This is a genomic window from Vibrio sp. 947, assembly GCF_033339115.1.
Taxonomy (GTDB): Bacteria; Pseudomonadota; Gammaproteobacteria; order Enterobacterales; family Vibrionaceae; genus Vibrio; species Vibrio alginolyticus.
The window spans coordinates 1-23,988 of record NZ_JAWOTX010000043.1 but is presented as its reverse complement, the minus strand read 5'-3'; the positions used below and the strand labels follow the sequence as shown (position 1 = coordinate 23,988).

The window sequence follows — 23,988 nt, the reverse complement described above, 5'->3', positions numbered from 1 at the left end:
TTACTGAGATATCCATAATATTTGGATATATTCAACGTTTTAGTTTTTTTTTACTTGTCCTGATAACGCATTTTCCTGGGTTTTTTAGGTATAAAAAAACCCGAGCATAAACTCGGGTTTTGATTGGTATTCAGAAAGGCGTGTTAGCAAATCACTTTGATTGCTAGACCACCTTGAGATGTTTCGCGGTATTTCGCGTTCATGTCTTTACCTGTTTCTAGCATGGTTTCGATAACCTTATCTAGAGAAACAGTTGGAGCTGAAGAGCGACGTAGTGCCATGCGAGTAGAGTTGATTGCTTTTACTGCCGCAATACCGTTACGCTCAATACATGGAACCTGAACCTGACCTGCAACTGGGTCACACGTTAGACCTAAGTTGTGCTCCATCGCGATTTCTGCTGCCATACATACTTGCTCTGGGCTACCACCCATAAGCTCAGCAAGGCCTGCTGCTGCCATAGAACATGCCACGCCAACTTCACCCTGACAGCCAACCTCTGCACCAGAGATAGACGCGTTACGCTTGTAAAGACCTCCGATTGCGCCAGAAGCTGCAAAGTAACGGATGTAATCTTTTTCAGTCACAGTTTGGATGAACTTATCGTAGTAAGCCAGTACCGCAGGGATGATGCCACACGCACCGTTAGTTGGTGCTGTAACAACGCGGCCACCTGCTGCGTTCTCTTCGTTTACTGCGAAAGCAAACATGTTTACCCAATCAACAACAGACATTGGGTCGTTTGTTGTCTTTTCTGAAGTAAGTAGCTGCTGGCGAAGTGCTGCTGCACGGCGAGGCACACGCAGTGGACCAGGCAAAATACCTTCTTCATTCATACCGCGATCCATACACTCGCGCATTGTGCGCCAGATGTTCGCGAAATAAGTACGAGTTTCTTCATCTGAATGAAGCGCATGCTCATTCTTCATGGTTAGTGCGCTGATGGACAATCCACTTTCGTGGCATTGGTTAACCAGTTCCTCTGCCGTTGTAAACGGGTAAGGTACTTTTACTGGGTTCTCAGCTTCTTTACCGAAATTTTCTTCATCAACGATGAAACCACCGCCGATAGAGTAGTAAGTTTTTGAGTACGCTTTTTCGTCATCAATCCAAGCGTGGATCTGCATGCCGTTTTCGTGTAGCTCTAGGTTTGTTTTGTGGAAGTTCATTCCACCTTCACGTGGGAACGATACTGTGTGACAGTGCATGCCAACGGGAAGGCGTTCAGTTTCTTCTACACGAGCAATAAAGCCCGGGATAGAATCGATATCAACTTTCTCAGGAGTGTTGCCTGCAAGACCCATGATGATAGCAATATCTGTGTGGTGACCTTTCCCTGTCAGTGATAGTGATCCATAAACGTCAACGGTGATTTTAGTGATGTCGCGCAGTTTTCCCATTGCACGAAGATCATCAATAAACTCTTTACCCGCTTTCATTGGGCCTACAGTGTGTGAGCTTGAAGGTCCAACACCGATTTTATAGATATCAAAAACACTAATCATATCGATTACCTCAGAAGAAAGCCTCCCAAGGGGAGTTGGGAGGCTTAATTTTATCGTTATATTTTTGGATTAATCATACTGCACTGGGCAGAGATGATTAAAGAGCGCCGTAGATTACAGAACTAATTGCAGCAAGACCACAGATTGCTGTGAAAATTTGCACAGGTGCTGAAGTTTTGTACTTAGCCATCGCAGGAACTTTTTGCATTGCGAAGATTGGCATCAAGAATAGGATTGCCGCAATCATCGGTGCACCCATTGTTTCAATCATACCTAGGATGCTTGGGTTAACGATAGCAACGATCCAAGTTGTGATTACAATGAAGATTAGAGACATCTTCTCGATCTTGCTTACTGGTGATTTTGAACGAGATTTCACTAGACCAACTAGACCTTCGTGCGCACCTAAGAAGTGGCCAAAGTAGCTAGAGGTGATCGCTGCGAAAGCAACCAATGGACCCATGTAAGAGATCAGTGGAGATTCATGCACGTTTGCTAGGTAAGAAAGAACAGAGATGTTTTGCTCTTGCGCTGTTGCTAGTTGCTCTGGAGACAGAGAAAGTACAACAGAGAAAACGAAGAACATAACAAAGCCCATCAGCATCATTGCTGCGCCACCAGTGATAGCGTCAGTTTTCTTAACTGCGTCATCACCATATACACGACGTTGCTCTTTAGAGAACTGAGAAATGATTGGGCTGTGGTTGAAAGAGAACACAATAACAGGGATTGCTAGCCAAACGATAGCTGGCATTGCACCCCAGTCAGGTGACACTTCCATCATTGAAGTGTTCCAACCAGGAATTAGGTATACAGACAGTGCTAGTAGGATGAACACGAGAGGGTAAACCATTGCTGAAGTTGCTTTCAGCATAAGCTCTTTACCGAATACTACGCCTGCTGTCATTGCAGCAATAAGTGCACCAGAAAGTAGCCAGCGAGGAATAGATTCCATGCCCATTTGGTTAACTAGGAAAGAGTCAACTGTGTTTGTGATACCAACACCGTAGATAAGTACGATTGGGTAGATAGCGAAGAAGTAAGCGAACGTAATAAGGTTTGCGCCAGTCTTACCAAAGTGCTCTTCTACTGTGTCGGTGATGTCCGCTTCAGGGTTTTTCGCAGAAAGAACGAAACGAGCTAAAGATTTGTGTGCGAACCAAGTCATTGGTGCTGCAATTAGGGCTAGGATTACTAATGGCCAGAAGCCACCTGCACCTGCTTTAATAGGAAGGAACAGTACACCTGCACCTACTGCCGTACCAAAAAGGGACAGACACCAGGTAAAGTCTTTGTAAGAAAACTTACTAGACGATTGTGCGGTAGAAACCGCAGAAGTAGTTGTATTCATTTTTTAGTTACTCATTTTGGGAACAGGAAATAAGTCGGGAGTAATTTTGCAAGATTTTACACTAGGAAAATTAGATCTAAATCATTTATTGCTTACGCTTATTGAATGATATGTCAAAAACCTGCTTTTTATCACGAAAATGATGTGCTACTCGTGATTTCTGCTAATGAGTAAAATTAGAAAAACTTATCAATAGGGCTGTTTGTATAAATTTATTTCACCGCAAGCGTTTGCGGTGAAAATGGAAAATTAATCTAATGTGAATGAATGTTTATGAAGCAACGTTTTATTAATATTGATGCGCATAATGATCGCGCCTATAAAAGCACCGATATCAACAACTGTTTAATGTGAAATAATATGTTTTTGCATTGATTCGATAATTTGTGCCGTCATGCCCCAGATGAAATGCTGTCTATATGGGATAGCAAATACACGATGACTGCTTCTTTTTAGGTCAAATTTGGTGCTATACAATTTTTTGGGGTTCAGAATATGGTTGGCAGGAACCTCAAAAACTGACTCTACTTCATTTGGGTCAATATGCGTTTTATATTCCGGAGAAACAAAAGCCAAAAAAGGTGTCACATTAAATTGACTAATCGTTGGTAGTGTAGGCAGTTGACCAAACACATGAATATGCTCATCTTCTATCCCAACTTCTTCTTTGGTTTCCCTTAAAGCGGTATTCACGAGCTGAATATCTTCCTGCTCATATTTGCCACCGGGAAAGCTGATTTGTCCCGGATGATGGCGTAAGTGGGCTGCACGCTTAGTCAGAATGACTTGTAACCCGTCATCGCGTTCCACAAAACCGATTAAGACTGCCGCATCTCTCAGGGACTTTTCTTTCATCCATTTCAGTCGTGCAAGGGACTCTTTGTGGTAGCCCGTTGGAAGCCGAAATTGAAAGTTCTGTAGTAAATGAGTTTTGTCGATAACCAAACTGAGTCCTTATTTATCGTGCCTAACCATTATTTATTATACTCAAAGACGGCAAAGCGTATGGCGTTATCGTTACTGGTTACCAAATAAAACATTCGCATTAAAGCACTCGCCAGCACTTTCCCTCTTTGTGTTGTGTGTCTCACTCTGCTTGAACATATTAATTTGAAACTTATAAGGTTATACACCATTCTTTATTTTAGGACGTCACTATAGGACAAGTATTGGCCAATGAAAGGGATTATTTTCACCGAGTTCATGGAGTTAGTAGAAGAGAAATTCGGTCTTGATGTGTTAGACCAAGTTCTCGATCTTTCTAACGATGAAGGTGTTTACACCGCTGTTGGTAGTTACGATCACAAAGACTTGGTTAAGTTGATCGTGAATCTCAGTAAAGTATCTGGTGTTCCCCCCGAGCAACTGCAAGAAGTGTTTGGAGAGTGCGTCTTTTTGAATTTACTTCGCTCCATTCCTAGTCACGCCAGTTTGCAACAGTGTGAAACGACGTTTCAATTTGTTCGCCATGTTGAAGACTTTATTCATGTCGAAGTTAAGAAGCTCTATCCTGATGCTAACCCTCCGCAATTTGATTTCATTAGTGAAAACCAATCCCAATTGGTATTTGACTACCACAGCGCAAGATGTATGTCTCACGTATGCTTAGGATTGATAAAAGGCTGTGCTGCGCATTTTGGTGAGGTAGTTCATATCAAACATCAAAACCAGTCAGAGGATGGCAGCAAAGTACGTTTTTGGTTAGAGGCTCAATAAGAACGATATGACGGGAAGTTCCTCATTAGAAAGGAAACTCAAACGAGAAGTTGCATCAAGAAAAGCAGCTGAGCAGCTGTTGGAACAGAAAAGCTTAGAGTTATATGAATCCAACCAGCAACTCAGTGTTGCATTGAAAAAGCTGGAGCTGAAATCTAAAAAGGATCTTCGTAAGTTTGAGTTTGAAGAGCAAATTGATGCGACGTTGATTAAGTTCGGTCGTACTTTTTTATCGAGCACGTTCGATGAAGCAATGATAGCGAGCTTTATTGAGCAGCTCACTTCTAACTCGATCATTTCTGCGGCTTACTTGTTTCTTGACGCTACAAAGCTGAGCTCATTGCGTCGTCATCACTTTGGTCACATACAGCTTCGTCATAACAACGAGATTTTCACCACTCCTAATTGGCAGGGAGAGAATTTGCATTTGCCAGTTATCATTGATGGGGAAACGGTTGGGGAGTTGATTTTCTCTGTGTTGCAAGATCAAATCGATCAGTCTTTTATTTCCAAACAGATGGAGCTCGTGTCTGACTTAGTTCATGGTGTTATTGGTCGACACTTAAGTTTAGAGCGAGAGGTCGAGCTGAGAAAGCGGGCTGAGGAATCAGAGAAAGCGACGAAGGAGTTTGTCGCCATGATTAACCATGAGCTGCGAACTCCTCTCAATGGCGTATTGGGTAGTGCGGAGTTATTGAGTCGAACCCAATTAGAAGAAGAGCAGCGTCAATACTTGAGCAATTTGACTCAATCAGGGGACTTATTGAGAGTTATCATTAATGATCTTCTTGATTTCAGTAAGATGAATGCCGGTATGATGGAAATCATACATAAAGTTTTTGCCTGGGAGGAGCTTGAAAAAGCCATCATGGGTGTATTTGCAGCTAAGGCTGCGGAAAAACGCATCCATTTCTCTATCGACAAAAAGCTGGGGATCCCTGAATTTTTAGTCGGTGACTTAGAGCGCATTACACAAATTTTGGTTAACTTGGTGGGAAACGCGATTAAGTTTACTCACTTGGGTGGTGTCGTGTTACGTGTGGAATGGCTTAACGGCACGGCTTATTTTGAGGTTGAAGACACTGGTATTGGCATCCCAATAAAAGCACAGCCGTCACTCTTTGACCCATTTGTCCAAGTTGATCGCTCGGCGAAACGCAGCTTTGAAGGCTCAGGTTTAGGTCTCGCGATTTGTAAAAACCTCGTGGATTTGATGCAAGGTCAAATTAGCTTTGAGAGTGAAGAGCGCAAAGGGACAACTTTTAAAGTTGCTATTCCTCTTGAGGAAGGGCAAGCACAAGGCACAGCAGAGGGGGAATTGGTCACTATAGAGCGAAGCGATTTAGCAGGACGCTCAATATTAGTGGTTGATGACATCAGAATGAATCAAGTCATTGTTACTCAAATGCTGAAAAAACTCGACATTACACCTGATTTAAAAGCCAACGGAAAAGAAGCATTAGAAGCGGTGAAAAGTAAAGACTACGAACTGATATTCATGGACTGCCGAATGCCAGAAATGGATGGTTATGAGGCGACGATGTATCTGAGAGAGCGTGGCTTTACTCATCCTATTATTGCATTAACCGCTGGCACTACCATCGAAGAGCGTCAAAAGTGCATTGATTCAGGCATGGACGACATACTCACTAAGCCGTACACCGCAACCGATATCGAACAGATTATGTGTAAGTGGCTTGAGCAGTAGACGCTGCCTCTTAAAAAGTATGTTTGTTGGCCAACGGCTAAAAGCTAAAGTACATGCAAATAAAACACACAAAAAAACGCACCAAACTGGATAATGCCGATCGTTTAACGATGTTTTTTGGGTCATTCTAGCGAGCCTTGGCGAGACTAAGAATCTAGTAGCAACACGATGAGCGGGTAATGAAACAAATTTGACCACAAAGTGCTTGAATAGAAGAACCTGTATCACGCTCCTTCGTCGCTGTGCAGGGTGATGAGATACAGAAATATGCCACTCGCTGTTAAATGAGCGGCATTATCCGTTCTGGAGGCGTTTTAGATTGTTTTCGTCAATAGCATTAAAGCGGCGTTGTGTGCTGTTGAAACCTACGATTGCAGCGCTGGCAAAATCTTTGAAAGCTTATCCAACGTTTCTTGATACTCAGAGGCGCAATCGCTATCTGCCACGACGCCGCCGCCAGCCCAAGCGTAAAGTTTGTTTTTTTCCGCTACAAGAGTTCGGATAGTAATGCTGGTGTCCATACGACCATGGCGTGAAATGTAGCCAATACTGCCGCAATACGCGCTGCGTCGATGCGGCTCCAGTTCTTCAATAATCTGCATTGCGCGAACTTTAGGTGCTCCCGTAATTGAACCGCCTGGAAAACACGCTCGCAGCAAATCCGCAGGAGCGTATTGTTCATCCAAATTTGCACGAATGGTGCTCACCAAATGATGCACGGCAGGGAAGCTTTCAATATCGAACAACTTTGGCACGTGGACGCTACCCGGTGATGCAACTCGACCAATATCATTACGCAGCAAATCGACAATCATCAGGTTTTCTGCCTGATCTTTTTCCGCTGTCTGCAAGTCATGGGCATTAGCGTTATCTTTCGTTGGATCTTCGCTGCGTGGGCGAGTACCTTTGATTGGTTTTGTTTCAATGACGCGATCTTTGAGCTCTAAAAAGCGCTCTGGAGAGATACTCAAAATCGAAGACTCAGGCATACGGATAAACGCTGAGAATGGCGCTTGGTTGGCGGACTCCAATTTCAGATACGCTTGCCACTCGCTGCCTTGATACGGTGCGTTAAAGCGCTGCGCCAAATTTATCTGATAACAGTCACCGCTCAACAAGTATTCTTGCACCTTGTCAAAGCGAGTAGCGTAGCTCTCTTTCGTCATGTTTGACTGCCAAGCACCAGACAAAGCGAAGTCAACGGTTTGTTCTGCTTTTTGCTCGTTTAACCACTGCCAAGCTTGCTCGATATTCTGACCAACTAGGCATGCTTTTTTAAGCTTGTGGTCAACAACAACGGCCCATTCATACAGACCTACCGCCATATCCGGCGTGTTGAGATCTTTTTCTGCCACTTCTGGCATCGTTTCTACGCGGCGACCTAAATCGTAACTGAAGTAACCGAGCGCACCACCAACAAAAGGCAAATCCAATTCTTTATTTAACTCTACGTGAGGAAGCCACTGTTCTTGCAATTGATGAAGCAGCGTGAATGGGTCATCTTGAGTTGAATAGGCATTCGATGGCGTTTCAACTTGTGTGTTGTCGGCAGTGGTTTCTAACGTTGCAATCGGGTTGGCGACCAACACATCGAAGCGGCTATCGATATGCGTTTTTGATGCAGAACGCAGCAACATCGCCCAAGGTAGGTGTTGAATGCGAGAAAAAAGGTGAAGAGCAAACTCTGGTGCGTATTCCAACGCTTTAAAATCAATGAATTGATTGTCCATGTTGTTCATTTGTGTAATTTGTGACAAAGAGATCGTTCACTGCATGGCATGTCATGGGCAGCAAGAGTATCATATTCCTCTGTGTAGCCAAACTCCCTCTATTCATAGGGTTTTGAGATGGTTTACAAGTAGGCAACTTCAGCATTTCGTGTGTCGATATCAGCCGTTCGACAATTGTTTATAAAAAACGAAGCTCAAAAGAGCAATAAGCTCAACAAACACGATTGAAGCCAAGCCAATAATGGAAGCATAACTATAACGAGGCATGTAATGACGGTAATACGCAAGCAGGATGTGATCAGCAGTGTCGCTGATGCGCTACAGTATATTTCTTACTACCACCCGCTAGACTTTGTTCAAGCTCTTGAAAAAGCCTATCACCGCGAAGAGAGTCAAGCCGCGAAAGACGCGATTGCTCAGATCCTAATTAACTCCCGAATGTCCGCAGAAGGTCACCGTCCAATTTGTCAGGATACTGGTATTGTGACGTGTTTCGTCAACATCGGTATGGGCGTGCAATGGGATTCGACCGACATGACGGTTCAGCAGATGGTAGATGAAGGTGTTCGACAAGCGTACACGAACCCTGATAACCCGTTGCGTGCGTCAGTACTTATGGACCCTGCTGGTAAACGTATTAATACCAAAGACAACACGCCTGCCGTCGTACATATCAACATGGTTCCGGGCGATAAAGTTGAAATTCAGATCGCTGCGAAGGGCGGCGGTAGCGAAAACAAAACTAAGATGGTGATGCTAAACCCATCTGACGATATTGCTGAGTGGGTAGAAAAAACGCTACCAACAATGGGGGCGGGCTGGTGTCCTCCTGGCATGCTTGGCATTGGTATCGGCGGTACGGCTGAAAAAGCAGCGGTATTGGCAAAAGAATCTCTAATGGAACACATCGATATTCAAGAGCTTATTGACCGTGGCACACAAAACGCAGAAGAAGAGCTTCGTTTGGATATCTTCAATCGCGTGAACAAACTTGGTATCGGCGCGCAAGGCCTTGGCGGTTTGACGACTGTTGTCGACGTTAAAATCAAAACTGCGCCAACGCACGCGGCTTCTAAGCCTGTTTGTTTGATACCGAACTGTGCGGCGACTCGTCACGTGCACTTCACGCTTGATGGTGGCGGCCCAGCAGAGCTAACACCACCTAAACTAGAAGATTGGCCAGACATCACTTGGGAAGCGGGCGAAAATACGCGTCGCGTAAACTTAGATACAATTACTAAAGAAGAAGTACAAGAGTGGAAGACAGGCGAAACGGTTCTTCTATCAGGTAAAATTCTGACTGGTCGTGATGCTGCGCATAAACGTATTCAAGGCATGCTAGATAACGGTGAAGGTCTACCTGAAGGCGTAGATCTAAACGGTAAGTTCATTTACTACGTAGGCCCTGTCGATGCAGTTGGTGATGAAGTCGTTGGTCCTGCTGGCCCAACAACATCTACGCGTATGGATAAATTCACCGACATGATGCTAGAAAAGACCGGCATCATGGGCATGATCGGTAAAGCTGAGCGTGGCCCTGCAACGGTTGAATCTATCAAGAATCACAAAGCGGTTTACCTAATGGCTGTCGGTGGCGCTGCGTACTTGGTGGCGAAAGCGATCAAGAAAGCTCGCGTTGTCGCATTTGAAGATTTAGGTATGGAAGCGATTTACGAATTTGAAGTTGAAGATATGCCAGTAACAGTGGCTGTCGACTCAAATGGTGTTAACGCGCACCAAATTGGTCCAGACACTTGGAAAGTGAAAATTCAAGAGATGGAAGCATAAGGCAAAGGGCAATCTTGCTGCGTCTCAGTAGAGAGAATGTGACAAGATGCTGATTTACCTAGCAAACAATTGACAAAAGTGCAGCGAAACCTGCACTTTTTGTCTATATAATTAAGGATATAAACCTTTAGGCATAGCAATCAAACGTTATGCGAACAATAATTAGGAGACGGCATGCCTCGTTTTATTCAGATTCTACAAATTATTCTTGCTGTAGTGATAGGTGGCTTTGTTGGCTATGACTTGATTCTTCACGGTATCAGCATCTTTGATGAAAAGTACGTGACCATCACATGTGTGTTGTGGTTGATTTTAGAAATCGCTCTATTTGTTATCTATAAGTTAATCGAAGACGACTAGGCTTAAAGAAAGCGGGTTCCTGTTTAACATAGTAATCAGCGCATATAGAGTTACTAATGCTGTAGATTAAGTAAGCCTCTGAACCACTCAGGGGCTTTTCTTTTTTAACACAGCATTAAGCCGGATGTTTTGTTCATCTTTTATTAAGGTATATAAAGTTAAACTCATAGGATTCGGGATAGAACAGTATTCATAGCTCGAAATTCGAAGTCGCTGACAACGTTGTTTTAAAGTGGAGTAAGATAAAGAAGCGTAATGAAGAGAATAAAGAAAGAAGTTAATGACTTTATCAACAGAGGTATGGACTCTAATGTTCGAATTGCTGTCACCGGACTTTCTCGTGCCGGTAAGACGGCATTCATCACGTCATTAGTGAATCAGCTTCTTCATACTGCAACCCATGACAATTTGCCTCTTTTGACTGCGGCTAGAGATAAGCGCCTTATTGGGGCGAAGCGTGAGCCTCAATCGAATATGATGGTGCCACGCTTTGCTTACGATGAGGCGATGAGCCAAATTCATGCCACTCCACCTCAGTGGCCAGTACCGACACGTGATGTGAGTGAGATTCGCTTAGCGCTCAAGTACAAACCAAATAAAACTACGAAAAAGCTGTTGAGTAAAACCGCAATTTTAAATGTTGATATTATCGACTATCCAGGAGAGTGGTTGCTCGACCTGCCTTTATTGGACATGGACTTTGCAACGTGGTCGCAAACTCAGTTTGATGCACTTAAAGGCCAGCGTGGCGATTTAGCCAAAGCTTGGCTTTCTGAACTGGAGAAAGTGGATCTCTTTGCAGAAGTGAATGATAAACTACTTGAGAAAGTTGCACACACATACACAGAGTACCTTCATTCTTGTAAAGACTCTGGCCTTCATTGGGTTCAGCCTGGCCGCTTTGTATTACCTGGTGAGCTAGCAGGCGCGCCGGTGCTACAGTTTTTCCCGTGTCGTGTTGATTCAGAAAGCAAAGCGCCCAAGGGCAGTAACTTAGCGATGCTAGAAGCCCGTTTTCAGGAATACCAACAGAAAGTCGTGAAAGCGTTTTATAAGCATCATTTTGCGACCTTCGATCGCCAGATTGTACTGGTGGATTGTTTGCAGCCTCTCAATGCTGGTGATGAAGCGTTTTACGACATGCGCCAAGCGCTAGAACAGATCATGCATAGCTTCCGTTATGGTCGTAGTAGCTTTTTGCGTCGTTTGTTCTCACCAAAAATCGACAAAGTGTTGTTTGCTGCTACAAAAGCGGATCATATCACGCCCGATCAGCACCCAAATTTGGTGTCTCTGCTCCAACAAATGGTGCATCCAGCGTGGCAAACGGCAGCCTACGAGAATATTGAGATGAGCTGCATGAGTATCGCTTCCATCCAAGCAACCACGACGGGGTTTATTTCCTCTGGAGATAAGACCATCCCGGCGTTACAAGGAACAACATTGGGTGGTGAGCCGATGACTATGTTTCCCGGAGAGGTGCCGAAAAAGCTACCAAATGCAGCGTATTGGCAAAACAACGGGTTTGATTTTACGTCGTTTCGTCCGATGCCCTCACCGAATGATGAGCCAATGAAGCACATACGCTTAGACAAAGCATTGGATTACCTGATTGGAGATAAATTGAAATGAGTGAGTTGAAGCAAAAACAAGTTTTCTCTGAAAAGGTAATGGAAAAAGAGCAGCAATCGAATCAACCGGAGTTGACGGCGCAGCAAACATTCGGCGAAAAAGAAACATTTGTACCTGTTGAAGTTAAAGAAGCGCACCAGGAGACCGAACAGGAATTGCAACTCGAGCATGTCATTCGTCCAAAATCGGGCAGAAAATGGCTCGCGACTGGCGCATTTGCAACTTTTGCTGGTCTGGTTGGCTGGCAAGCGGTGGACTCGGTTATAACCGCAATTCAGGCTTCTGATTGGCTAGCCTTAAGCTGGACGGGGTTTATTGCTGCGATCGCTTCGCTTGGTTTAGGAGCTATGGGTAAAGAGCTTTGGAAACTGCGAAAACTACGAAATCATTTTAGTGTTCAAGAAGAAGCAGAAGCACTTGTTAATAGTGAGAGCGTTGGGAAAGGGAAAGCCTTTTGCGAAACCGTAGCAGAACAAAGTGGTGTGATGGCAGAGAATCCGGGCTTTGATCGTTGGCAGAACAGTATTAACCCTGCTCATAGTGACGCTGAAATTCTTGATATGTATGACTCGATGGTTGTGAGCCAACAAGACAAGTTGGCAACGAAAATCGTATCACAGCACGCAACCGAGTGTGCGGCCCTAGTCGCCGTGAGCCCTCTGGCTGCCGCTGATATGTTGCTGGTGGCTTGGCGAAATTTCAAAATGATCGACAACCTCTCCAAGGTATATGGGGTAGAGCTAGGTTATGCATCTCGCATCAAGTTACTAAGAGCGGTATTTGTCAATATGGCGGCGGCTGGTGCCAGTGAGCTCGCTATTGATGCCAGTATGGATTTGATGTCGATGGATCTTGCTGGCAAAGTTTCTGCTCGTGCGGGGCAGGGACTAGGTGTTGGTATTCTAACGGCACGTTTGGGCTTGAAAGCGATGACCTTATTGCGTCCACTACCCTGGTATCCTGACCGTCAGGTTAAGTTGGGCACCATACGCAAGGCAGTGGCGGCGAAAGTTGCATCAATTACGATGAAACCGTAACGAATATCAACTTTGATGGATAGGATTGCTTGACGCCATTCCAAGCATGATAGAAACTACTGTCAACTTTTCCTGACAGTTGTGAATTGGGATATTTTAAGTGCGTCTTGAAGTCTTATGTGAAGATCGACTCGGCTTGACCCGAGAACTGCTCGATATTTTAGCGTCTAAAAGCATCGACTTGCGTGGTATCGAAATCGATATTAGCGGTATTATCTATTTGAATTGCCCAGATATTGATTTTGATACGTTTAGTGAGCTGATGGCTGAAATCCGCCGTATTCCGGGGGTGAAAGACGTACGTAAAATCCAGTTTATGCCGATGGAGCGCCACAATACGGAGCTGCTCTCGTTAGTTGATAACTTGCCCGATCCGGTTTTTGCCATTGATCTTAAAGGTGCCGTAGACATGGCAAACATGTCTGCACTTTCATTGCTTGGCCTTCACAAGCAAGAAGTGATTGGTACTCAAATCGGTGCTTTGTTACCAAGTGTTCGTTTCTCTCGCTGGTCTGAAGGTGTTAATGGTCGAACGCGGGAAAACCTTGTGATTGATGGCTTGGACTATGTTCTAGAGTTGATGCCCGTTTATATCCGAGACGAAGCGCAAAACTCGACTCTAGCGAGTACTCTAATGACGATTCGCTCTAGTCAGCAAGTTGCCAGAATTGAAGAAGCACTACCGCTGCATAATCCTCTGGGTTTTGAGCACTTTGTTGGTATATCGAACCGTCATAAAGCACTAATGAACCAAGCTAAAAAGCTGTCTGTGCTTGACCAACCATTGTTGATTGAGGGCGAAACGGGGACTGGTAAAGAAATGCTTGCTAAAGCTTGCCACAGCCGTTCTAGCCGCGCGAGCAAGCCATTCCTAGTTTTGAGTTGTGCTTCGATGCCTGACGATGTAGCAGAAACCGAACTTTTTGGTCATGCACCGGGTTCATTCAATCATGAACAAGGCCACAAAGGCATCTTTGAGCAAGCAAATGGCGGCACGGTATTTCTTGATGAAATCGGTGAAATGAGTTCGCACCTTCAAATCAAGCTGTTACGTTTTCTACAGGATGGTAATTTCCGTCGTGTCGGTGCAGAAGATGAGATGCATGTCGATGTTCGTATCATCGCTTCAACAAAACATAACCTTGCCGAGCTTTCTGAAGCAGGAATGTTCCGTGAAGATTTGTATTATCGTCTCAACGTACTTACGCTCAGCATTCCTCCGTTACGTAAGCGCTCAAACGACGTTGCACCATTGCTTGAGTTGTTTGTGGCGAAACATGCTCAACAGCTTGGGATTGATAAGCCAGAGTTTGATGATGGTCTAGTTGATGCCCTTGCAAATTATCAGTGGCCAGGAAACATGCGCCAGCTGGATAACATGGTTCTTCGAGCGCTCACGGAAATGGATGGTGATATACTAAACGCGGGTCACTTCAATTTACCTCAGCCTCAGTCAGTCGGCGCTGGTAGTGCAACGCTTAACATCGACGGTTCTTTGGATGAGATCATGCGTGATTATGAATCTCAAGTTCTGGAACGTTTGTATCAGTCATTCCCATCAAGCCGTAAGCTTGCTAAGCGCTTAAATGTATCGCATACCTCAATCGCTAACAAACTGCGTGATTACGGTATCCGTAAGAATTAATCGAATTGAACGAAAAGACGGAATTAATCATTTGTAATGGAAGATAACAGCTCATCTATCGCCGTTCATATGTTGGACGGTGACTTGCTTCTTCGTACCGCTGAAATCGGTGACGCAGATATGATTGCCGAATATTTTCAAGCGAACCGAGAATACCTGAAACCGTTTGAACCGAAACGTGAAGAGGCTTTTTTCTCAGTGAACGGTTGGTTGCAAAAGCTTATCAAGCTCAATGAGCTGCATCGAATGGGATTGGGGTATTATTGCCTTTTAGTCAGAGCCTCTTCGGGTGAAATGCTAGGTACGATATCCTTTAGTAGTTTGAGTCGTTTTCCTTTTTATTCTTGTAACGTCGGATATTCTCTCGCTGAAAAAGCGCAAGGGCATGGTTATATGCGTCGTGGATTAACCATGGCTTGCGACTACATGTTTAACGTTCAGAAACTGCATCGTATTCAAGCTGGCTACATGCCTCACAATAAACGCAGTGAATCTGTGCTAGAGCATGTAGGGTTCAACCGAGAAGGGTATGCAAAAGATTACCTTTTGATTAATGGTGAGTGGCAAGACCACGTTCTAACGTCGCTTATTAATCCGAATTGGCAGCAAGAAGGGCGATAGTATGGAACGATTGGAAAAGCAGTTAGCACTTGTAATCGAGCTCGATAAACTCAAAAGCATTTTGCGCCGAACTCGAGTTAAAAGTGCTGAAGGGCGCCTCGAAAATAGTGGTGAGCATAGTTGGCATGTCGCACTGATGGCAATATTGATGGAAGAGCATGCGAATGCACCTGTTGATATTTGCCGAGTGATGAAAATGTTATTGATACATGACGTAGTAGAGATCGACGCGGGCGATACCTTTGTTTATGATACTGCTGCGTCTCAAGAGCAAGCAGAAAAAGAAATTAGAGCTGCAGAGCGCTTGTTTGGTATGTTACCCAGCGATCAGGAGCAAGAGCTATTGGCGCTTTGGCATGAATTTGAAGCCGCGCAGACCGATGATGCTAAGTATGCAAAAGCACTCGATCGGTTAATTCCAATGCTCTTGAACTACCATAATAATGGTCAGAGTTGGAAGGAACATGGTGTCTCACGCGAACAAGCACTTACCATTAATAAACGAATTGAATTTGGCTCTGTTACCTTATGGGACAAAGCGAAAGAGTTGATTGAAGAAGCCACAGAGAAAGGTTGGCTGAAATCGTAATAAAGGAGACTGAATGTCTTATTTGCCTTTGGACGAATACCAAAGAAAATGGATTTTTACGCATCAGTCGATGCCTGTGCCAGAAGAAGATTTGGCTTTTATTAAGCCGATGAGCCAAGCCCGCTCAGCACAATTTTGGAAAGAAAATATCAGTGCTCAAAGCCCTGATATGGATAGACTAAGTTCCCAAGACTGGCCAATGAACGAGGCGAATTGGTCTGAAACTGTGGATTGGATGGCTGCGTGGGAGTCGGATGATCCTGACATGCCAGCGGAAGCTGAGGCACATATCGATTGGCAAGACGATGTAACCGTTTACTTTTGCTACGAGAAGTACAATGTCATCGAAACGAAATGGTCTATTTTTAAAAAGCACTGGAAGAACTTTCTCTTTTATGACGATGGTCCGATACTAATAGGACGTCGCCGTTCGCAAGCACTTTGGTTTGATTCAAAAGGCAATGTGAAACTCGGTGTTCGTCAATAACGAGTTGTAAAGCAAAGCCACCTTTCGAGGTGGCTTTGTTTTTCTAAAGGCTGGATAATGGACTCAACACACCGCCAGCCCCGCGCTCGATAACGTGAGTATAGATTTGCGTGGTTTTTACATCAGTATGCCCTAATTGTTCCTGAACAGTTCTAATGTCTGCGCCAGATTCCAATAAATGCGTGGCAAAACTGTGTCTTAGTGTGTGGCAAGTTACAGTTTTCTCAATACTTGCGTCGCTTGCCGCGCGCTTTACCGCTCTTTGTATTGCGCTTTCATTGATATGATGCCTTCTGAGTTCACCAGTGTCTCGATCTGCGCTTAACTTTGTTGATGGAAACAAAAAGTGCCAGTTAAAATCTAGCTCAGCTTTTGGGTATTTACGTCGTAAACCTTCAGAGATGTATACCCCCGCATAACCAGGCATGTGTCTATCTTTAAAATAGTAATCTCTTGCTAAATTAACCTGTGCTTTAAGCGGCTCATGTAGCTCTTTTGCTAACGTTACGGTACGATTTTTACCTCCTTTTCCTTGCCAAACACGAACTGCGCCATAATCATAATCGATGTCCTGAACTCTTAAGCGCAAACACTCCATGACTCGAAGCCCTGAGCCATAAAGCAGCTGAATATGGAGTTTATACCTCGGGTCGATATGTTGAACGAATCTTCGGATCTCCTCCCTGGTTAACACAACGGGAAGTTTCTTTTCGGTCAAGGATTTCTGAAATCTCATATCAAGTGATAGTGGGGTTTTAAAATAATCACGATATAAAAATGATATTGAGTTCAGCGCCAAAGCTTGCGTTTTTACCGCAACTTTTTCTTCTACCGCTAAGTAACTCAGAAATTGAATGACATCATCTTCTGCTAGTGTTGATGGGTGGGCGAGCTGGTGAAAAGTGATAAAACGTTTTATCCAAAATAGATAACTTTCGATAGTTTTATTCGCATAATGACGAGTAAGCATGTGCTCTTTTACACTAAGTAAAAACTGACTTTTCATGATAAATTAACCTGTTTATTTATACAGCTCCGTTAATGTATCACCACTTTTGAAATTAGCGTGCTGTGCGCCGCCTAATTGCGCGCGCCACCACACATATTCATACTGTTTTTCTATTTGTTTCATACATATAAGTGCTACGATTGATAGCGCTTTTGATAAGAAAGAAGGCGGTAGCCTGCCAGAAAAACGGCAAATCGCCGTATAGAAAGCGTTATACGATTAAGGAGTAAAATGAAGCCTGATTTACACGGAAGTAGGGTTGTATTGAGGTCAATTCAAATGGAAGATTCTGATGACTTGTTTGAAATTTATGGTGATGTTCAAACAATGGAATTTGCCTCAGATCCGGTTTTTCCATCGAAAGATTTGATATTTCAGATGCTAGAAAGCGTCGTCCAATTAGAAAAGTCGGGTGAATCGCTGGAATGGGCAGTTTTAGAGCAATCGACCAACAAAGTTATTGGAACTTGCGGTTTACATAGTTTTAGTGATTGTGGTCGTTCATGTGAGGTTGGATGCTTACTTAATTCAGTATATTGGCGACAAGGCTATATGTTGGAAGCTCTCAGTTTATTATTTTCTCACGCAAAATCTGTGGGCATTGAAAAATTGTATGCAGACATTGATGAAGGTAACTTTCGGTCTAAAGCTCTGTTTGAAAAATTAGGTTTCAAAGCCCAAAAAGGTCTGTTTCAGCGCTCGTTGTGAGAAATCGTATAACAAATTGTTCAAGAGTGATTCGGCACGCGTGGCATTTTTACTATGCGTTGGTTTTAGTGATTAAGGTGGTATGCGGCAGCTTCGGTATTGCGTGCCTCACACCTTAACAAGGCGTTATGCATCAAGGATATTATGAAGTCTACTAAAGAAAAGATTATTAAACATTACGCAGAGTTCTTTGAAGGTCATGATTTCGAGATATTGTCTTGGGAGCTTGGGCCAATTAAGAAAATTGTACCCGATTTTCAGGTTGTCAGGTTTGCACCTGGCCCTCAAATTAATATGTGGGTGTATTGCTCAGTAGGTGCATCAGAGATTACACACAGTGATTCTGCTCTTCACGAGTTTGTTGTCGTATCACCGATCGAGTCAAATCGTCTAGTTGAAATGCTGGCAATGGTAACTTATTACCATTCGAATCATAATTTGGGTTTTGGCCATACCTTGCCTATTGGTGAGCCTTGGCTTGAGGGTTCTAACTGTGAAAACTGGCTAATTTCGTTGCCGTATCCATTTGGAGAGGACTTGGAAATAATGCCTCTAAATAGTTCCCACGCTCACGTAGCTTGGTTACTTCCTATCACTGACGACGAACGAAATTTCAAAATCAAGCATGACCTAGATGCGCTCGAACAAAAATTTGATGACGCAGAGCTTAAGTACTGGGAAGTAAAGCGGTCTTCGGTAGTGTAAATGCATAACAATCTGTTTAAGAGTGATTCGCAACGCGTGGCATTTTCACCATGCGTTGGTTTTAGTGTTTAAGGTGGTATGCGGCGGCATCGGTATTGCGTTGCTCACACCTTAACAGGGCGTTATGCATTGCGGTCAATTTAACTATTGGAGAACTAATTTTGAGTCAATATGTCAGTCCAACCGAACAGTTGGTTCATAGTACCATTCGAATTGAGTGTCAGACACCAAATGGACAAAGTTCGGGCTCTGGTTACTTCTATTCTTTTCTTCGAGAAGAAAGTGGTAGGCACGTTCCATGTATTGTTACCAACAAGCATGTAATCGCTGGCGCATCCAGAGGTAAATTTTATTTATCTGTTAAAGATGAGGCTGGAAATGTAGATCTTGGAAATCATTTCCCAGTAGAGTTTGATAATTTTGAAAATCGATGGATTGGGCATCCTGATGAGAACATTGATCTTGCCATCTTTCTCTTGGGTCCAATCCTTCATGAAGCTGAGGCACAAAACATAAACGTTCATTATGTAATGTTAGATAGCAGTTGCACTGCATCAGATGATCTTTTGGGGTCGTTACCTACCATGGAAGAAATCATAATGATTGGTTATCCAAATGGTATTTGGGATGAAGTGCATAACCTTCCGATTATTAGGAAAGGAATCTCTGCTACGCATCCGAAGCTTTGCTATAACGGAAAGCCTGAGTTTATGATTGATGCAGCTTGCTTTCCTGGTTCTAGTGGCTCTCCAGTCTTTTTGGCAAATATTGGTAGCTTCGTTGATAGTAGTGGTGCGTTATGTGCGGGTACGAGAATTGCGTTGTTGGGTACGCTTTATGCAGGGCCTCAGCATACCGCTACAGGAGAAGTCAGAGTAATAAATGTTCCGACCGCTAATATGCCCATTTCAATATCTTCAATTCCAAATAATCTCGGGCTTGTTATTCATGCGAGCAAGTTGAAAGACTTTGAGCCTATTTTACAAACCATTTTAAACTCTGGAAATAATGCATAACAAAGCATTTAAGAGTGATTCCCAACGCTTGGCATTTTCAGTGCTAGTCGTTGGGTTGCGTGTTTATGGTGGTATGGTTTAGTTTTGTAATAGCGTTGCTCACACCTTAATGCGGCGTTATGTGCTTGGAGCTATCAACATTATGGATCATCGAATGGATATCGACGAAATTGAAGCGAGCATAGTCACTCAAATATCTGATTACTGGGGGAGTGCTGCCGATGACTTTTGTACTTCAGAAAGTACTAACATACCATTTCAGAGGTTTGTACTTGAGTTTTCCCTTTATAGGTATTCCGTAGTTAGGATCAATTTTGAGCGAAATAGCCTATTTTTCAGTGAAGTGTCTAAAGGTATAAGTTTCAGCCTTTTATCACGTAAAGTTAGTTATCTAGATTTGACCGATGCTCTCGCCGAAATTGATGAAGAAGTTCGCTTAAGGATCCCTGATAAGTATTTAGTAGCTAAAGGTTGGCAACGCACATAACAAATTGTTCAAGAGTGATTCGGCACGCGTGGCATTTTTACTATGCGTTGGTTTTAGTGGTTAGGGTGGTATGCGGAAGCTCAGGTATTGCGTGCCTCACACCTTAACAAGGCGTTAGCCCTTTTCGAGGAAACGATATGCAAATCGTACAAGAAATAGATGTTTCAGAATTGCATCATAAGGCAATCGAAGCATTAAGAAATCAAGCTTTTCCAGACAGCCAAGTAAGTCGTTCTTACTTTAAGCAGTTACCTCATATGCGTGCCCTTCATTTTCAAGGTGAACAGCTGGTTGGCTATCTTGGACTGGATTATCGCGTTGTTAGTGTCGGTGGGGTAATACATAAGGTTCTGGGCGTAATCGACTTTTGTGTTGACGAACGTTATCGAGGGCAAGGTATTGGCTCTTTTATGTTGTCAGAATTATCGGCATTTGCTGAAACTAAAGATGTGGATTTCATAATCCTTATATCTGAGTTACATGATTTCTACTCTACAAACGGCTTTTACCAAGTTCAGTGCATGCAGTCTTGGTTAAGGCTTCACGAGCACACCAACTTTGGAGTTGCTGTAGAGCATCTTGATGAACTGTATGTGAAACCACTCAGAGATAAGCAGTGGGGTGTTGGACATTTTGATTGGCTAGGTTATATGTACTAGTCAACCACAGGGCTAACAAAGCATTTAAGAGTGATTCCCAACGCATGGCATTTTTCATTCCATCGTTGGGTTCTGTGTTTATGGTGGTATGGTTAAGTTTAGTGGTAGCGTTGCTCACACCTTAATGCGGCGTTATATTTTACTGGAGTTCATCATGCTAAACAGAATCGAAGAATGGATTGATTTAACGAACGAAAGGTTTTCTAGCCAACGAAAAAGTTGTGCGTTGTTTGCGCGTCAGTTCGCCGGCTTCTACTCCGAAGAATTTCTAGCTGACTCATATTTTGTGATCGTTGATAGTATCCCAAAGCCAGATTTCCCAGAATTACGTGAAGCGGGTTTAGGTGACTTTCTTGATATGGAAATTCAAGGTATTACATATAAGAACACTTATTATATTCTACCGACTTTCGCTCAGGACCTACGACTGCACTTTCACGAGTTGGTGCATGTTGCTCAATGGAATACTCTTGGCGCTCCTGGCTTTTTGCAACGCTACATAGCCGAGGTTCAAAGTGTTGGCTATAAGGATGCTCCGCTGGAGAAGTTAGCTTATGCATTTGATCATCACTTTTCTCAAGGTGGGCAAAAAGTTGATGTTCCAAGCTATGTAGAAAATAAAATATAACAAACTGTTTAAGAGTGATTCGCAACGCGTGGCATTTTTACTATGCGTTGGTTTAGGTGATTAAGGTGTTATGCTGCGGCATCGGTATTGCGTTGCTCACACCTTAACAGGGCGTTAGGGCTCTCCCGAGGAATTTAGTATGGCAAACAAAAAAGTAGAAACATGCTATGCGTGTGATGAGATTTCAACAAGCAGGGAGCATGTTCCTCCTAAGTGCCTTTTTCCAACAGAGTTAGGAGTAAATTACAGGAAAGGACTAATTACAGTTCCCTCTTGTGATTTACATAATGGTAAGAAGTCTGATGATGACGAATTCTTGCTTGCAAGTTTAGCCGGAATTATCGGTTGCAACGACGTTGGTTTGTTGCATAAGTTTACCAAGGTAAACCGAGCTATAAGACGTTCCGGTGGACGCTTGCTCGACAAAGTGCTCAAGGAAAAAGACGTAAAACTCTATGATCTTCCCAATGGTGGAAAATTTGATGTTACTTGGGGTAAACCTGATCTACAAAGGTTGCAAGAGTGCTTTTCTTTGATTGGGCGAGGTCTATATAAACACAAGTATGATCGAGTTTTTAGAGGCAATGTTATTAGTGAAGTTCTCTATGTACCAACAAACCACCGTGGTTGGAAAGGTTATCGTGAGTTCGCTGTATCAGAAATGGCCAAAGAACTCTCCAATACTAAAGTAGAAGGGCATAACCCTGATGTTTTCCAATGGGTTTTAGGCCCTGAAGACACAACTGGTGCTAGTTGCGGTAGATTAACATTTTACGGAAATTTAGTAGTCTATTTAGCGTTTGTTCCAAAGTCATTTAATGCTGAAAATCATAAGAACCTATTTGATATAGCTCAATCTGTAACAAAGCCCGTTTACATTCAAAAAGATGGTCAGCGTTACCGTATAAACTAGAGCCCTAACAAAGCATTTAAGAGTGATTCCCAACGCTTGGCATTTTTCATTCTATCGTTGGGTTGTGTGTTTACGGTGGTAAGGTTAAGTTTTGCGGCAGCGTTGCTCACACCTTAATGCGGCGTTATAAGCCCGAGTTTTACAGTGGAGAAAAATGGTTGGATAGCAATACAGTTACTGGGTTAGTTTTAGGGGCAGTTATTTCGTATGTACTTCCCAAAATATCGCCATACATTGATGAAAAGCTTAAGACGTTTGGTAATTTAGTTCGAGATAAGTGCTTTGACCCAATTCGAGGTATCTTCAGAAAAAGGCGTTTGAAAAAGCTTAAGCAACTACGTATTACAAGGAAGAACAGCTCTGCGGTCACTTTTAAAATAGTATCTGCTCATATCTACTTTCTGCTGTTCTGGGGCGTGATTTTCTTCTATGCCCATTTACTAATTCAAACGGATTACGCCAAATTGTTTGAAAGTAATTTTTGGTTTGGAATGCTCTTGTCTACTCCAATTTACTGTTTTGAGTTTGCGTGGCTTCGAGCAGATGGTCATGCAAAAGAACTTGTTAAGCAGCGAGGTCGTCTGGGCTTATAACAAACTGTTTAAGAGTGATTCGCAACGCGTGGCATTTTTACTGTGCGTTGCGTTTAGTGTTTAAGGTGGTATGCGGAGGCTTCTGTATTGCGTTGCTCACACCTTAACAGGGCGTTAGTTGCCAATCGGATAAACGTAACCAAATCAAAAGGTTTAAGACTAGAAGTGCTAAAATCTAGAAGTGAAATTCTAGCTTAAAACTGGTTAACCTCGGTTTAGTAATGCTATTTCTCAGCTTCGGTTTTTGGGCAAATGAAAGCACACTTGTTCTTTGTTTTTGAAGCTGTTTTTCTGATCGAAACGACATTTCTTGCTGCAAATCTGATCGGTGAAATTGTCTTTTCAAAAGCTGAACTGCTCGTTGAAATTACGTTTTCTCTGGCGTTGTGAGTTCATGTGGTTTCAGTGACTTTGTTGAACCTCCGCATTGTAAGTTTATGGGTACAAAAGCGCTTTTTGGTGTTGTTAGTCCGTTTTCTGCGGCGCTTCATGTTCTACGTGGTTTCATTGAGTAGTCGCTTTGAAACTGCGCCTGACTTGAATGCATCAAAGCACATATTTTTTGATGTTCGCAAAGTTTAAATTGTCATAAAATCAGTGTTTTGGTTTGGCAACTAACAAACGCTTCAAGACGGATTCGCAACGCGTGGCATTTTTACTATGCGTTGGTTTTAGTGATTATGGTGGTTTGCAGAAACATCGTATTGCGTTGCTCACCACTTAAGCGGGCGTTATGTTCTTGGAGGTTTATGGAAAACTTCAAAATTAGCAGAATCCACACAAAGTTAGGTATTTTCCGACTATCTGGAATCCTCAACAATGAAAGTGGTATTAAAAATATCAGCTATATTTCTGCTGAATATATGGGAACTGATGGCTGGTGCGAACTTAATTTACAGTCGGAGCATACTCAAAATTTACTGAGAGACATTCAAATTGAAGTGTGGCAGTACCTAGCGTGAGCAAGTCTGTTGCATCGACCAGACATAGTTTTGTAAATATCAGTGGCTTCAAATAGCTACGAACATAACAAGAGACTATGGCGTCAATAGTTAATTTTTGAGGCTATCTGTATCCCACATAACACCATCTCTTAGCATT

At 43.2% G+C, this 23,988-nt stretch carries 25 protein-coding genes; 20 read left to right on the top strand and 5 right to left on the bottom strand.

Features of this window, described 5'->3' with window-relative positions:
• Positions 1-143: 143 nt before the first annotated feature.
• The 3 genes from R7Q39_RS28255 to R7Q39_RS28245 all read right to left on the bottom strand — a co-directional run bounded on the left by R7Q39_RS28255 (position 144) and on the right by R7Q39_RS28245 (position 3,801).
• On the bottom strand, positions 144-1,505 hold the full coding sequence (locus tag R7Q39_RS28255) for an L-serine ammonia-lyase (RefSeq protein ID WP_005376899.1): 1,362 nt from the start codon (positions 1,503-1,505) through the stop codon (positions 144-146).
• Positions 1,506-1,602: 97 nt separating this feature from the next.
• A complete protein-coding gene (locus R7Q39_RS28250) occupies positions 1,603-2,856 on the bottom strand; it encodes an aromatic amino acid transport family protein (protein WP_005388284.1) in 1,254 nt (417 codons plus the stop codon).
• A 345-nt stretch (positions 2,857-3,201) separates the two neighbouring features.
• On the bottom strand, positions 3,202-3,801 hold the full coding sequence (locus R7Q39_RS28245) for a CoA pyrophosphatase (RefSeq protein WP_005376901.1): 600 nt from the start codon (positions 3,799-3,801) through the stop codon (positions 3,202-3,204).
• Positions 3,802-4,032: 231 nt separating this feature from the next.
• Between R7Q39_RS28245 and R7Q39_RS28240 the strand changes: the two genes are divergently transcribed.
• Both R7Q39_RS28240 and R7Q39_RS28235 read left to right on the top strand, forming a co-directional pair.
• Complete coding sequence (locus R7Q39_RS28240) at positions 4,033-4,572, top strand: heme NO-binding domain-containing protein (RefSeq protein ID WP_005388282.1); 540 nt, start codon at positions 4,033-4,035, stop codon at positions 4,570-4,572.
• 7 nt (positions 4,573-4,579) lie between these two features.
• A complete protein-coding gene (locus tag R7Q39_RS28235; RefSeq protein ID WP_017820446.1) occupies positions 4,580-6,280 on the top strand; it encodes an ATP-binding protein in 1,701 nt (566 codons plus the stop codon).
• A gap of 365 nt (positions 6,281-6,645) precedes the next feature.
• Here the strand turns inward: R7Q39_RS28235 and pabB are convergent, their stop codons facing one another.
• Positions 6,646-8,010 (bottom strand): aminodeoxychorismate synthase component I, encoded by a 1,365-nt coding sequence (pabB, locus tag R7Q39_RS28230; protein WP_017820445.1) that lies wholly within the window; start codon positions 8,008-8,010, stop codon positions 6,646-6,648.
• A gap of 270 nt (positions 8,011-8,280) precedes the next feature.
• Between pabB and R7Q39_RS28225 the strand changes: the two genes are divergently transcribed.
• From R7Q39_RS28225 to R7Q39_RS28190, 8 genes are all read left to right on the top strand, one after another.
• Positions 8,281-9,798 carry a fumarate hydratase gene (locus tag R7Q39_RS28225; protein ID WP_318077164.1) on the top strand — a complete coding sequence of 506 codons (1,518 nt, stop codon included), beginning with the start codon at positions 8,281-8,283 and terminating at the stop codon, positions 9,796-9,798.
• A gap of 174 nt (positions 9,799-9,972) precedes the next feature.
• Positions 9,973-10,158, top strand: a complete 186-nt coding sequence (locus R7Q39_RS28220) for a hypothetical protein (protein ID WP_005376906.1) — start codon at positions 9,973-9,975, stop codon at positions 10,156-10,158.
• A gap of 255 nt (positions 10,159-10,413) precedes the next feature.
• Complete coding sequence (locus R7Q39_RS28215) at positions 10,414-11,790, top strand: YcjX family protein (protein ID WP_017820443.1); 1,377 nt, start codon at positions 10,414-10,416, stop codon at positions 11,788-11,790.
• Positions 11,787-12,827, top strand: a complete 1,041-nt coding sequence (locus R7Q39_RS28210; protein ID WP_005388274.1) for a YcjF family protein — start codon at positions 11,787-11,789, stop codon at positions 12,825-12,827. Before R7Q39_RS28215 ends, R7Q39_RS28210 begins: the two co-directional genes overlap by 4 nt.
• Positions 12,828-12,927: 100 nt before the next feature.
• Positions 12,928-14,472: a transcriptional regulator TyrR gene (gene tyrR / locus R7Q39_RS28205; protein ID WP_047103197.1), complete on the top strand. Its 1,545-nt coding sequence runs from the start codon at positions 12,928-12,930 to the stop codon at positions 14,470-14,472.
• Between the two features lie 36 nt (positions 14,473-14,508).
• Complete coding sequence (gene rimJ, locus R7Q39_RS28200) at positions 14,509-15,093, top strand: ribosomal protein S5-alanine N-acetyltransferase (RefSeq protein ID WP_025767303.1); 585 nt, start codon at positions 14,509-14,511, stop codon at positions 15,091-15,093.
• A 1-nt stretch (position 15,094) separates the two neighbouring features.
• Positions 15,095-15,682 (top strand): HD domain-containing protein, encoded by a 588-nt coding sequence (locus R7Q39_RS28195; RefSeq protein WP_005376917.1) that lies wholly within the window; start codon positions 15,095-15,097, stop codon positions 15,680-15,682.
• A 13-nt stretch (positions 15,683-15,695) separates the two neighbouring features.
• On the top strand, positions 15,696-16,169 hold the full coding sequence (locus tag R7Q39_RS28190) for a DUF2947 domain-containing protein (protein ID WP_017636094.1): 474 nt from the start codon (positions 15,696-15,698) through the stop codon (positions 16,167-16,169).
• Positions 16,170-16,212: 43 nt separating this feature from the next.
• Here the strand turns inward: R7Q39_RS28190 and R7Q39_RS28185 are convergent, their stop codons facing one another.
• Complete coding sequence (locus R7Q39_RS28185) at positions 16,213-17,175, bottom strand: integron integrase (RefSeq protein ID WP_054577706.1); 963 nt, start codon at positions 17,173-17,175, stop codon at positions 16,213-16,215.
• 234 nt (positions 17,176-17,409) lie between these two features.
• Between R7Q39_RS28185 and R7Q39_RS28180 the strand changes: the two genes are divergently transcribed.
• From R7Q39_RS28180 to R7Q39_RS28135, 10 genes are all read left to right on the top strand, one after another.
• Positions 17,410-17,886: a GNAT family N-acetyltransferase gene (locus R7Q39_RS28180; protein WP_318077163.1), complete on the top strand. Its 477-nt coding sequence runs from the start codon at positions 17,410-17,412 to the stop codon at positions 17,884-17,886.
• 144 nt (positions 17,887-18,030) lie between these two features.
• Entirely contained in the window at positions 18,031-18,591 is a 561-nt protein-coding gene (locus R7Q39_RS28175) for a suppressor of fused domain protein (protein WP_010645278.1), read from the top strand.
• A 161-nt stretch (positions 18,592-18,752) separates the two neighbouring features.
• A complete protein-coding gene (locus R7Q39_RS28170) occupies positions 18,753-19,607 on the top strand; it encodes a serine protease (RefSeq protein WP_318077162.1) in 855 nt (284 codons plus the stop codon).
• A 154-nt stretch (positions 19,608-19,761) separates the two neighbouring features.
• Positions 19,762-20,094, top strand: a complete 333-nt coding sequence (locus R7Q39_RS28165) for a hypothetical protein (RefSeq protein WP_229652129.1) — start codon at positions 19,762-19,764, stop codon at positions 20,092-20,094.
• A gap of 137 nt (positions 20,095-20,231) precedes the next feature.
• Positions 20,232-20,753, top strand: a complete 522-nt coding sequence (locus tag R7Q39_RS28160; protein ID WP_318077161.1) for a GNAT family N-acetyltransferase — start codon at positions 20,232-20,234, stop codon at positions 20,751-20,753.
• Between the two features lie 154 nt (positions 20,754-20,907).
• Positions 20,908-21,381 carry a hypothetical protein gene (locus R7Q39_RS28155; protein ID WP_318077160.1) on the top strand — a complete coding sequence of 158 codons (474 nt, stop codon included), beginning with the start codon at positions 20,908-20,910 and terminating at the stop codon, positions 21,379-21,381.
• A gap of 139 nt (positions 21,382-21,520) precedes the next feature.
• Entirely contained in the window at positions 21,521-22,294 is a 774-nt protein-coding gene (locus tag R7Q39_RS28150; RefSeq protein ID WP_318077159.1) for a hypothetical protein, read from the top strand.
• A gap of 158 nt (positions 22,295-22,452) precedes the next feature.
• Positions 22,453-22,887 (top strand): hypothetical protein, encoded by a 435-nt coding sequence (locus R7Q39_RS28145; RefSeq protein ID WP_213911128.1) that lies wholly within the window; start codon positions 22,453-22,455, stop codon positions 22,885-22,887.
• 252 nt (positions 22,888-23,139) lie between these two features.
• Positions 23,140-23,277 carry a hypothetical protein gene (locus tag R7Q39_RS28140; protein ID WP_318077158.1) on the top strand — a complete coding sequence of 46 codons (138 nt, stop codon included), beginning with the start codon at positions 23,140-23,142 and terminating at the stop codon, positions 23,275-23,277.
• A 359-nt stretch (positions 23,278-23,636) separates the two neighbouring features.
• On the top strand, positions 23,637-23,849 hold the full coding sequence (locus R7Q39_RS28135; RefSeq protein ID WP_005376999.1) for a hypothetical protein: 213 nt from the start codon (positions 23,637-23,639) through the stop codon (positions 23,847-23,849).
• Positions 23,850-23,988: the final 139 nt, after the last annotated feature.